Genomic DNA, 11959 nt, shown 5'->3' with positions numbered 1-11959 from the left:
TTTCCGGTTCTACCTCTGCGCAGGAGAGCCCTACGCCGTCTTTCAAGCATTTTCCTTGGATGGATGGTCCAGATGGTCCATGGACGTCTGGCGAACGAGCCTCTCCTGAAGCGTCAGCAGGTGATTGCGCATGGCTTCACCCGCCTTGGCCGGATCACGCTCGGCGATTGCATCGATGATTTCGGCGTGCTGATCACGCGATTCCTGCAAGGTGTGATCGAGGCGGCGGGCGCGCTCCCGCACAGCCTGCCATGTCGGGTCCTGTCGGACGCGATTGACCACATCGAACAGCGAAAGGAACAGCTGGTTTCCGGCACTTTGCGCAATCAGCCGATGCAGCGAGCCATCCCAGAGTTCGCGCCAGTCGGCATCGGTGCGCTCGTAAATCTTGAGGCACGTCTCGCGCATTCTTGCAATGTCGGAGGGCTTGGCCCGCATTGCGGCAAGTTGCGCCAGCTGTGGCTCCAGCCGTAGCCTCACCTCCATGATTTCCATGAAATTGGTCCCGGAAACCAGGCTCGCGGCATGATCGCTCCAGCTATCCGGCTTTTGCCCCAGGAAGGTGCCCGCGCCCTGTTTGCGCCAGATCAGCCCCTCGGCTTCCAATACTTCGAGAGCACGCCTGACTTCGCGACGACCAACGCCCAGGCGCTCGGATAGCGTTCTTTCCGTCGGCAGTTTGCCATCTCTCCCAAACGCGCTGACGGTGATCAGTTCCCGCAGTCTCTCGAGTGCGTAGTTGGCATTTTCCGGACCAAGAATGCGGGATGTTTCGTTCATTGGTTGGTACCAATTTTACATTGGTTCAAATCAAGCCGTAAAAGCTCGACACGTCAAGCTCATTTTTTGATCGTGCGCCATTTTTATGCAGAACTGTCCGTGAGGTCCGCTAGGAAGCTGCCGTGAGCAGCTCTTTCATCGCCCTGACGATAGCGACATCGGTCTGTTTCATCTGCCGAGCAGAAAAACCGAAAGCCAGGACGGCTGGATCGGTGACCTCTACACTGGAGGAACAGGACGAATGGATGTCTGCCACGTGCAACTCCTCAAGCACCGGGCCGAGCGTGTCGAGATTGATGCCAGAGCCCGGCATGATGGAGATACGACCCGCAGCGATTTCTATCGCGGCTTTCAAATCGGCGATCCCGTCGAGAGCCGTTACAGCGCGCCCGGAGGACAGTATCCGCTCAAAGCCGCAATCGATGGCGGTTTCGACTGCCTCAGACATGTCAGGTACAAGATCGAAGGCGCGATGCAAGGTGCGCGGCATGGACCCTACGACCTCGGACAACTGCCTCAGAGCAAGATGATCGAGACGCCCGTCTGGAAGATTTGCTCCAAAGACCACACCAGCGATGCCGCAGGAAGCGGCAAACCTGATATCGTCTTCCATCACGGCCAGTTCATCCGGGGAATAGACGAAATTTCCGGCCCGCGGTCTGATCATCGCATAGCATGGCACCGGGGAGCGCCCAGCCAGACTCATCAAGCCGACGGACGGTGTCAGTCCGCCGACGGAAAGAGCACTGCACAACTCAATCCGATCCGCTCCACCCTCGACGGCGGCGTTCAGGCCCGCGACATCATCGACGCAGACTTCCAGCCAAATTTCAGCCATGATTGACCTGATGCGATAAGAGTGGCGATAAAGACGGACTATCGAACCGCATTTCCGTTGGCGTCGAAACGGTGTGTGGCGTCCCCGCTTGGCGAAGCGTAAACAACATCGTCCGGGTGATAGGCATGTTCACCAAACAGGCGCACGGTCAACAGGCCGATGGCATCACTCTCGAGGTAGACGATGGTATCGGCACCCAGATGTTCGACATGCACGACCTTTCCAGGCCAGGTGCCGCTTTCGCGCGACAGCAGAATATGTTCTGGACGAATGCCGAGTGTCTTGTAGCCGCTTTCACCAAACCGCGCGGCATCGATCAGGTTCATCTGCGGGGACCCGATGAACCCGGCAACGAAAAGATTGGCTGGGCGGTTGTAAAGCTCCATGGGGGTGCCGACCTGCTCAATGCGCCCGGCGTTGAGAACCACAATCTTGTCTGCAAGAGTCATGGCCTCGACCTGATCATGCGTTACATAGATCATCGTTGCCTTTAGCCGCCGATGGAGACGCGCGATTTCGAGGCGAGTCTGCACGCGAAGAGCCGCATCGAGATTGGAAAGAGGCTCATCGAAAAGGAAAAGCGTCGGCTCCCGCACGATGGCGCGGCCGATGGCTACGCGCTGGCGCTGCCCACCCGACAACTCCGCCGGACGTCGCTCCAGATAAGGGCCGAGCGATAGAAGGGACGATGCATTGGCGACCCGCGTCTCGATCTCATCCTTCGGTGTTCCGGCCTGCTTGAGACCAAGGCCCATATTATCCTTAACCGTCAAATGAGGATAAAGCGCGTAGGACTGGAAGACCATGGCGATACCGCGCTTTGCGGGCGGCACGGCGGAGACTTCGCGACCATCGATGATGATCTCGCCGGAGCTGATATCTTCAAGCCCCGCAATGGTCCGCAACAGCGTTGATTTACCGCAACCGGATGGCCCGACGAAGATGACGAACTCTCCATCCTTGACGTCCAGATCAATCCCTTTCAGCACCTCCACGGTGCCAAAGGATTTTGCGACGGATTTGAGTGTCAGATTACCCAAGGATTTTCTCCAGATTCAAAGATCGACCATACGGCCGGTTCGCGCGCTTTCATCCGCCGCAAGGCAGATCCGCAGCGATTGGACAGCATCGCTCATATGCCGGTCGAGATCGATATCCTCGCGGATAGCCTTCAAGACATAGGCCTGCTCCCGGTCGCACAGTTCCTGGTGGCCGGGCTCGCCGTCCATTTGCAGCAACTGATCGGGCTCGACAAAACGGCCATCCGGACCCGTCTCAGCCTTGTGGAGACGAATCGTCGACGTTTTCGTGTGGGTGTCGATGTCATCCGATTTGGCATTCGGGTCCATGACGATGGAAACGGAGCCATTCGGCGACATGACATCCTTTACGAAAAAAGCAGTCTCGGAGATCATCGGGCCCCATCCGGCCTCGTACCAACCCACGGAGCCGTCCTCGAAAGTCACCTGCAGGTGGCCGTAATTGTACATGTCCGGCGCAATTTCGTTAGAAAGCCGCAGGCCCATGCCGCGCACCGAAACGGGTTTTGCATCCGTAATCTGGCACATGACATCCACATAATGCACGCCACAATCCACGATCGGAGGCGTCGTCTGCATCAAGGCCTTATGTGTCTCCCAGGTCTTGCCGGATGATTGCTGGTTGAGGTTCATGCGGAAAACATAGGGCCCGCCGAGATCGCGAGCGAGTGAGATCAATTTTACCCAGGACGGGTGGTGACGCAGAATATAGCCGACAACGAGTTTACGGCCGTTGGCGCGTGCGCAGGCAACCACACGCTCGGCATCCGCAACGGTCGTCGCCAGCGGCTTCTCCACAAAGACGTGACAGCCCGCCTCCATCGCCGTGATGGCCAACTGGGCATGGCTGTCGGAATAGGTATTGATGGAGCAGAGATCCGGCTTTAGTTCCGCCAGCGCATTTTCAAAAGACGGCAGTATGTCATGGCCCGCAAGTGCTGGAGGCAAGACCGGCTTGGAACGATTGACGAGCCCGACGATTTCGAAACCGGGATTGGCGGCATAGGCCAGCGCATGGCTCATGCCCATATTGCCGAGACCCGCAACCAGAACCTTGAGGGGTTTTTGGCTCATTTTACCGCTCCTGCCGTGATGCCGCGGATCAGTTGCCGCGAGAATATGGTGTAGAGAACAAGGACAGGTGCGATTGCCAACGACAGGGCTGCCAGGACCGCGTTCCAGTTGGTGACGAATTGACCGATGAATATTTGCGCGCCGAGCGTGATGGTCTTGGTCGCCTCACTGGGCGCGAGGATAAGAGGGAACCAGAGATCGTTCCAGATCGGTATCATCGTAAAGACCGCAACCGTTGCCATGGAGGGGCGGATAAGCGGCAGGACAAGGCGGAAGAATATCTTGTATTCCGACAATCCATCGATGCGACCCGCATTCTTGAGGTCATCGGAAACCGTTCGCATGAATTCCGACAGGATGAAGATCGCAAGCGGCAGACCTTGAGCGGTGTAAACCAGGATCAGGGCAGTTCGCGTATTGACCAACCCCGTCGCCACCATGCCCTGCAGGATGCCGATCGTGCCAAGGCGGATCGGAATCATGATGCCGAGCGCCATATAGAGGCCAAGCCAGGTGTTGCCCCTGAACCGATATTCCGACAGCGCAAATGCCGCCATCGCGCCAAAGAGCAGCACGAGCGCAATCGAAACCACCGTAACGATCAGCGAATTTTGTAGATATTGCACAAAATCGCTCTGGCCAAGAACGGTGGTGTAACCGACGAGATCGAATGTCGAAGGTAACGGCACCTGCATGGGATTGCGGAAGATGGCATTACGCGACTTGAAGGAATTGATGATCGTCAGCACCACCGGAAAAAGCGCGATGGCCGTGTAGGAAAGAAGGACGGCGTGGGCCAGAACGGTGCGGACGAGTGAGGAGCGTGCTTTAGACATTTCCGACGCCCCTTAGAATTGATAGCGGCGCATACGGCGCTGAATGGCAAAAAGGTAGAAGCTCACTCCGGCAAGAATGATGAGGAACATCACGGTTGCAATTGTCGCACCCATGGAGCGATCACCCAACTGGAGCTGGAAGCCGAAGAAGGTGCGATAAAGTAGCGTTCCCAGGATGTCAGTCGACCCATCCGGCCCGGCCAGCGCGCCCTGCACGGTGTAGATCAGGTCGAACGCGTTAAAATTGCCGACGAATGTCAAAATCGAGATGATGCCAATGGCTGGCAGGATAAGCGGCAGCTTGATTTTCCAGAACTGGCTCCAGCCGGTGATGCCATCCATTTCGGCAGCTTCGATGACCTCATCGGGAATATTGAGCAGCGCTGCATAGATCAGCATCATGGGAATACCGACATATTGCCAGACAGATATCAGCGACACGGCAATGAGTGCCGAATTCGGCCTGCCGAGCCATGGCGCAAAGAGGAATTTCAAATGGACGAAATCCAGCAATGTCGGCGCTATTCCCCAAAGCGGCGACAGGATGAGCTTCCAGATAAAGCCAACAATCACGAAAGATAGAAGTGTAGGAAGGAATATTGCCGTACGATAGAAGGCCGAAAAACGCAGCTTGGGCAGTGAAAGAAGTGCGGCCAGCGCGACGCCGATCGGATTTTGCACGAGCATGTGGATGATGAAGAAATAGACGTTGTTGACCAGTGCGTTCCAGAAGCTTTCCGACCACCGATCTTCAAAGAACAGTGTCCGAAAATTCTCAAGCCCGACAAAAAGTCTTTGCCCGTCGACCTCCTTGAAAAAGGAAAGCCAGAGCGTGCTGCCCAGAGGAATGATCATCACCGCCGTGTAGACGAGGAATGCCGGAAGCATGAACACAAGGATATGCCACCGGAATGGCCGCCGGCTTGTTCTTTCGTCGTTGAAACTATTCTCGGCGCTCATGGGATCAGTCCGAACTGTCAGATGGGAAGTCGAGCATGACATAGGCTAACGGGGCGCGGATACGGCCCAACGAAAACCATAGGTCAGATTTGACAAGCAAATAGGTTTGTGACGCGCTGGGTGCATGGCGAATATCCTCCGCCATGCACCGCTTCGTCAGACTTATTTTGCTGGCTTGTACCAGCTGTCGAGACCCTTTTGCAGCTTTTCAGCAGCCACGGCAGGCGTATCCGTTCCATTGATGACGTTGGCGGATTCAACCCAGGTTTCGTTTTCCAGGTTCGGCTTGCCGCGCGACAGGATCTGGTATGTCGAGCGGATCGTCGGCTTGCACTTTTCGCGCCAGGAGACGAATTCCTGGGCGAGAGGATCAGCCATTTTTACAGCCGTGGTATTGAGGCTGAAGAAGCCCGGCAGTGCGTTGGCGTAGAGATCGGCAAATTCCGCAGATGCGACCCACTCAAGGAACTTGGCAGCCTCGGCGGGATGCTTGGACTTGGCGTTTACACCCATTCCGATATCCGTGTGATCGGAGATGTAGCAGGTATCGCCTTCCTTCTCGACGGGTGGCGGGAATGCGCCCATCTTGAACTGAGCCTGCGTGTTGAAGCCGGAGATTTCCCATGAGCCCGCAGGATAAATTGCCGCGCGACCAAGGGTGAACATGTTCTGGCTATCGGGATAGGTCTGCGCTTCGAAGCCGTCGCCCAGATAGTCCTTCCACTTCGCTAGGACCTCGTAGGGCTTGACCCAGGCGGCATCAGTCAGCTTCTGCTCGCCCTTGACCAGCGCCAGACGGCCTTCTTCGCCCTTCCAGTAGTTAGGGCCGATATTCTGATAGCCCATGGTTGCGGCTTCCCAAAGATCCTTGGTGCCCATCGCCATCGGGACATAGGTGCCGTCAGCCTTGATCTTGTCGAGGGCGGCGAAGAACTCCGCCTGCGTCTTCGGCACTTCGATCTTGAGTGTCTCGAATGCGTCCTTGTTGTAGATGAAACCATGGATAACCGAGGCCATCGGAACGCAGAACGTCTGGGCACCATCATCCGTTGACCAGGCCGTTTTCGCAACGTTCGAGAAGTTTTCCATGCCAGGATTCTTGGTCAGGTCGCCAAGATAGCCCTTCTTGAACAACTCAAGCGATGCATCGAAAGGACGGCACGTGATGAGATCGCCCGCCGAACCGGATTCCAGCTTGGCATTCAATGCGGCATTATATTCCGTTGGCGCCATGGGCTGAAACGCGAGCTTGATACCGGGGTTCTTTGCTTCAAAAGCCGGTATGAGCTTGTCTTTCCAGATCGCCAGATCGTCATTGCGCCAGCTCTCGATCGTCAGCGTTACGTCCGCTGCCGAGGCCAGACCGGCATAGCCCAGCAAACTTGCTCCCAAGGCCAGGGCTTTCGTGAGATTACGGGTCATTCTTGTTCTCCCTCTTGGTGTAACGCCGCCACGGCGTTCATCAACTATGGTTGTTGCAGTCTTATCCGCCGATCAGCTCAAGCGCACGGCGAAGGTTCTGGCCGCTTGTCTCTAGCATTCTCTCGGCTGAATTCTTGTCTTTCGCGCCCGCCCCAAGCAGAATCGCGACCTTGACGGACCCGGACGCCTTTTCCACCAAACGTCCTGCTTCGTCCATGCTCACACCGGCGACATCGGAAACAATGCGCGCTGCCCGCTCAAGCAGCTTTCGGTTATCGGCGCGCAGGTTAACCATATGGCCGTCATGTACATGCCCCAGGCGAATGGCCATGAGGGTCGAAAACATGTTGAGCGCGATTTTTTGCGCCGTGCCCGCGCCCATCCGGGTCGAGCCCGCAACGAATTCCGGTGGAGTTTTGAGCAGAATGGCGACATCGCTTCTGTCGAAAAGCTTTGCATCCGCATTGTTGGCAATGGCAATAACCTTTGCACCCTTCTGACGGGCGAAGTCCGCGACGCCCAACGCGTAGGGTGTCGACCCACTTGCCGAGATAACGACGACACAATCTCCTGCCCCAACGACCGCCTCTGCATCTATCCGCGCCTGCTCGACATCATCCTCAGGCGCACCCGGCATTTCAGACAGATTGCTGATACCGCCAGCGAAAAGAATAGCGATCTGCTCGCGCTCTATCCCGTAGGTTCCTGGCAGCTCCAAAGCGTCAGCCATGGCCATCAGGCCAGAGCTGCCCGCTCCCGCATAGACGAGCCGACCACCGCGCGAAATCGCATCGGCCGCAAGCAGTGACGCTGACGCAATGGCATCCCGGGCTGCATCGACGGACCGGGCAGCCTGCTGCTGTCCTGAACTCAAAAGCGACAGAACATCGCTCGGCACCATGGTGTCGAGCCCCCTCGCCTTATCGTGCAAACCCTCAGTTCCGCCTGCGCTCATAAAAAACTCCCTGCAGTGGAATTTAATGCCAAAAAAATACCAATTGTCCAGCGTCTTTTAAGAAATGATTTATTTATTAGCCTCCCAACAGTTAGTCAAAAGCATAACCTAATGATAAAAATAGAGAAAATGGCTTTTACAAAAACTTTATTTTTTCGACTTGGAAATTGGTATTTTTTTGGTATCTTTCTCGCAGGAGACGATTTCATGCAGCGATATCTCGTGGGAGTCGACGGCGGCGGCACGAGTTGCCGGGCAGCAGTCGCAGACGCAACCGGCAGAATTCTTGGTCGTGGCAGAAGCGGCGCGTCCAACATCATGACCGCGCCAGACACGGCGATATCAAACATCGCCCAAGCCGCCAAAGCGGCGTTTGAAGATGCAGGTCTTGATCCGCGCTTGATGGAAGATGCTGAGGCCTATCTCGGACTTGCGGGAAACAATGTCGAGAACACCGTGGCATACGTCATGCCGCGCTTGCCATTCCACCAGTCCATCATCGAGTCTGACGGATTGATCGCGCTGCAGGGCGCTCTTGGTGACGGAGATGGCGCGGTTGCGATCTTGGGGACCGGAACGATTTATATTGCCCGGTCCGGCTCGCAAGTCAGCTCCATCGGCGGCTGGGGCTACCATCTCGGTGATCTGGGAAGTGGCGCGCGACTTGGCCAGATGGCTCTGCAGGAAAGCCTGCTGGCCCACGACGGAATTTCTGTCCGGACAGAACTTACGCAGGCATTGCTTGAAGAGTTTGAGTTCGATCCACGCAAGATGGTGGCATTTTCTCAAAGCGCAAAACCGGGCGACTATGGTCGCTATGCCCCCCTTGTGTTTCAATTTGGTGCCCACGGCGACAAGGCCGCTTTGAGCATTCTGGAGCAATCCGCCCGATTCATTGACCGCTCGCTTGACCGCATGTCCGAGTTGACACACGGCGGAAGACTTTGTCTTCTGGGCGGGTTGTCGACGCTCTACGCACAGTATCTGGCCCCACGCCATCAGCAGCGTCTTGTCCAACCTGCGCAGGATGCGCTGGCAGGCTCGATTGCGCTGGCAAAAGCCGCTTTCGCAGGCGTTGAAGGGGGAGTGGCATGACGGAAGCCTTGTCCGATTTCATCTCCCCTGACGATCTGCAATCCATCGGAACGGGACCTCTTTACGTCAAGCTTCGGCAATCGCTGGAAAGTGCGATCCTTTCCGGTAAACTGGCCCATGGGCAGGCATTGCCTCCCGAGCGCGATCTGGCGGAATTTGCCAATGTCAGCCGCGTCACTGTCCGAAAAGCGGTAGACGATCTGGTCAAGGACGGCTTGCTTAGCCGCAAGCACGGTTCTGGCACTTTCGTCATGAAGCCAGTTTCCCGCCTGCAGCAACCGCTGTCGCGCCTCACATCCTTCAGCGAAGACATGGCCAGACGGGGATATGTTACCCGCTCGGAATGGCTTGCCAGAGGTCTTTTCCACCCGTCATCCAACGAGATGATGATGCTGGGTCTCAAGGTCGACATGATGGTCGCGCGTCTTGAGCGTCTCCGCATCGCCAATGAGTTGCCCCTTGCCATAGAGAGAGCAAGCCTGGCATCGGATATACTGCCCGATCCGGCAGCGGTGGGCACATCGCTCTATGCCGAATTGCACCGTAGCGGCAACCGGCCTGTGCGTGCGGTACAACGTATTTCGGCCTGCAACGTATCGCGTGAGGATGCGGCTTTGCTTGCGGTTCCCGAGGGGTCGGCAGGGCTCGCCATCGAACGCATATCCTATCTGGAATCTGGCCGCGTGGTTGAGTTGACGCGATCGCTCTATCGGGGCGACGCCTACGACTTCGTAGCTGAAATGACACTGACGGACGGCTGAGTGCCGCCGCCGACACAGGAAAAGAGAGTTCCATGCCCACGCATATGCGCCAGGAAATCGATGAAATACCCGATGCAGCCAGCCGTTTGCTGAGCAGTGCCAGCGATGACCTTCAGGCTGCCGGCAAGGCGTTGCGGGCGTTTGATCCCGCCTTTCTCATCACCATCGCGCGCGGTTCTTCGGATCATGCCGCCCACTTTCTCAAATACGCCATCGAGCAGCAGGCAGGCCGCGCCGTGGCCTCCATCGGCCCCTCGCTTGCCTCCATTTACGGGAAATCGCTGAAACTGGACAAAGCGGCAGCGATCTCGGTATCGCAATCGGGAAAAAGTCCTGACATCGTTGCTCTTGCCCAATCGGCTGCGGCGGCGGGTGCGCTGACGATCTCGCTGACGAATACGCGGCCCTCGCCTTTGTCGGATGCCTGTGCACATGCCATCGATATCAATGCCGGGCCAGAGCTCGCGGTAGCGGCAACCAAATCCTTTTTCAACTCGGTATTGGCCGGACTTGCTGTTCTGGCCGAATGGACAGTCGATTCGGATCTGCAACGGTCCATCCGGCAACTGCCCGAAAAGCTACATCAGGCCATCACGCTGGATTGGAAAGATCTCGCAGCGGAGCTGGGAGACGCGGATTCGCTTTACATGCTTGGTCGCGGTCCCTCATTGGCAATCGCCAGCGAGGCTGCGCTGAAATTCAAGGAAACCTCGGAAATGCACGCCGAGGCCTATTCCAGCGCCGAGGTGCTTCACGGTCCTGTGGCACTGGTAGATCGCCGCTTTCCGGTTGTCACTTTTGCGGCGCGTGATGCGGCCTTGATGTCTGTCCTGACGACAGCCGACAGTCTCGCAGAAAAGGGTGCCCTTGCCTTCGTGACCGCAGATGGAGCAAGCCACGCCCGTAGATTGCCATTTGTTGAAACCGGCCATCCGCTGACCGATTCGCTTGCCCTGATTGTGCCCTTTTACGGGTTCGTTGAGGCCTGGTCCCGATCGCGCGGGTTCAACCCCGATGCCCCGGTTGCCCTCAAGAAGGTCACGGAGACACGCTGATAATGGTTCAAGCCTTTACCAATTGCAGAATTTTCGACGGCCAGGGCTGGATCGAAGAAAGCGCGTTTGTTGTTGAAGATGGCAAGGTCATCAGCATTGCTGCGCAGAGCGAGCTTTCTTCAGGCGTGAAAACCGTCGACACGGCTGGCGGGCTGATTGTTCCCGGCTTCATCGATCTGCAGGTCAATGGCGGCGGCGGCGTGATGCTGAACGATGACCGGTCCGTCGAGGGTATCCGGCAGATCTGCGCGGCCCATGCAAGCTTTGGCACAACCGCTCTCCTGCCAACCTTGATTACAGATACGCGTGAGGTTACGGCAACGGCTATAGAGGCTGGCCTCAACGCGAAAGCCGCACGCATTCCAGGCTTTATAGGGCTGCATCTGGAAGGCCCACATCTTTCTGTCGCCCGCAAGGGCACTCATCATCCAGACCTGATAAGGCCTATGGAACGGGAAGATCTCGAACGTCTTTTGAAAATCGGGAAAAGCTTCGACGCCCTGATGATTACGGTCGCACCGGAAAACACAACGTTGGAGCAGGTCAAGGCACTGGCAGAGGGCGGCTTTATCGTCAGTCTTGGTCACACCAATGCTGCCTTTGAAATGGCAGAGGCCTATGTAGAAGCGGGAGCGCGTACCGTAACGCACCTTTTCAACGCCATGAGCCCGCTCGAAAACCGCTCGCCCGGTCTCGTCGGCGCCGCTCTCGAACTGGGCACTGTTTCAGCCGGGATCATCGCTGATGGTTTTCATGTCCACCCCGCGGCGATGCGCACTGCGCTGAGGGCCAAACAGGGACCCGGACGGATCTTCATTGTTACAGACGCCATGTCCACAATCGGCACCGATCTTGAAGGCCTGACACTGAATGGGCGCCAGATCTATCGGAAGGACGGTCGCCTGACGCTTGCCGATGGCACGCTGGCGGGTGCTGACATCGATATGCTCTCGTCTGTTCTTTTCGTTCACCGGAAACTCGGCCTACCAATCGAGGAAGCCATTCGTATGGCAAGCCTTTACCCAGCCGAGGCTGCCGGACTGGCGGGCCGCAAAGGCCAGCTGAAGCAGGGATACGACGCCGACTTCCTGATCCTGACGAACGACTACCAGCTGAAAAGCACCTGGATCGGCGGCACGCAGG

Annotated in this window: 12 protein-coding genes; 4 read left to right on the top strand and 8 right to left on the bottom strand. The window is 57.0% G+C overall.

Going from position 1 to position 11959, the window contains the following annotated elements:
* Positions 1–42: 42 nt before the first annotated feature.
* The 8 genes from ASF69_RS14330 to ASF69_RS14295 form a co-directional block, all read right to left on the bottom strand.
* Entirely contained in the window at positions 43–780 is a 738-nt protein-coding gene (locus ASF69_RS14330) for a FadR/GntR family transcriptional regulator (RefSeq protein WP_062588607.1), read from the bottom strand.
* A gap of 109 nt (positions 781–889) precedes the next feature.
* Positions 890–1618 carry a copper homeostasis protein CutC gene (locus tag ASF69_RS14325; RefSeq protein WP_156462072.1) on the bottom strand — a complete coding sequence of 243 codons (729 nt, stop codon included), beginning with the start codon at positions 1616–1618 and terminating at the stop codon, positions 890–892.
* A gap of 38 nt (positions 1619–1656) precedes the next feature.
* Entirely contained in the window at positions 1657–2658 is a 1002-nt protein-coding gene (ugpC, locus tag ASF69_RS14320; protein ID WP_062588601.1) for a sn-glycerol-3-phosphate ABC transporter ATP-binding protein UgpC, read from the bottom strand.
* 15 nt (positions 2659–2673) lie between these two features.
* Complete coding sequence (locus ASF69_RS14315) at positions 2674–3732, bottom strand: Gfo/Idh/MocA family oxidoreductase (RefSeq protein ID WP_062588599.1); 1059 nt, start codon at positions 3730–3732, stop codon at positions 2674–2676.
* Entirely contained in the window at positions 3729–4568 is an 840-nt protein-coding gene (locus tag ASF69_RS14310) for a carbohydrate ABC transporter permease (RefSeq protein ID WP_062588598.1), read from the bottom strand. Before ASF69_RS14310 ends, ASF69_RS14315 begins: the two co-directional genes overlap by 4 nt.
* Before the next feature lie 12 nt (positions 4569–4580).
* Complete coding sequence (locus tag ASF69_RS14305; protein WP_062588596.1) at positions 4581–5528, bottom strand: sugar ABC transporter permease; 948 nt, start codon at positions 5526–5528, stop codon at positions 4581–4583.
* 162 nt (positions 5529–5690) lie between these two features.
* Positions 5691–6950: an ABC transporter substrate-binding protein gene (locus ASF69_RS14300; protein WP_062588594.1), complete on the bottom strand. Its 1260-nt coding sequence runs from the start codon at positions 6948–6950 to the stop codon at positions 5691–5693.
* A gap of 61 nt (positions 6951–7011) precedes the next feature.
* Positions 7012–7905 carry an N-acetylmuramic acid 6-phosphate etherase gene (locus ASF69_RS14295; RefSeq protein WP_062588592.1) on the bottom strand — a complete coding sequence of 298 codons (894 nt, stop codon included), beginning with the start codon at positions 7903–7905 and terminating at the stop codon, positions 7012–7014.
* A gap of 207 nt (positions 7906–8112) precedes the next feature.
* On the opposite strand from ASF69_RS14295, the gene ASF69_RS14290 reads away from it, so the two are divergent.
* From ASF69_RS14290 to nagA, 4 genes are all read left to right on the top strand, one after another.
* The gene (locus ASF69_RS14290) at positions 8113–9000 is read left to right on the top strand and encodes a BadF/BadG/BcrA/BcrD ATPase family protein (protein WP_062588782.1); all 888 of its coding nucleotides are present in this window, start codon (positions 8113–8115) and stop codon (positions 8998–9000) included.
* Positions 8997–9761 carry a GntR family transcriptional regulator gene (locus ASF69_RS14285; RefSeq protein ID WP_062588590.1) on the top strand — a complete coding sequence of 255 codons (765 nt, stop codon included), beginning with the start codon at positions 8997–8999 and terminating at the stop codon, positions 9759–9761. The genes ASF69_RS14290 and ASF69_RS14285 overlap by 4 nt, the downstream gene beginning before the upstream one ends.
* 32 nt (positions 9762–9793) lie before the next feature.
* Entirely contained in the window at positions 9794–10816 is a 1023-nt protein-coding gene (locus ASF69_RS14280) for an SIS domain-containing protein (RefSeq protein WP_062588589.1), read from the top strand.
* A 2-nt stretch (positions 10817–10818) separates the two neighbouring features.
* Positions 10819–11959 (top strand): N-acetylglucosamine-6-phosphate deacetylase (gene nagA, locus ASF69_RS14275; RefSeq protein WP_082469739.1); only part of this gene is annotated, 1141 nt, incomplete at its 3' end.

Source organism: Rhizobium sp. Leaf311 (genome assembly GCF_001423445.1).
Classification (GTDB): Bacteria; Pseudomonadota; Alphaproteobacteria; order Rhizobiales; family Rhizobiaceae; genus Agrobacterium.
This window is presented reverse-complemented; position numbering and strand designations above follow the sequence as displayed.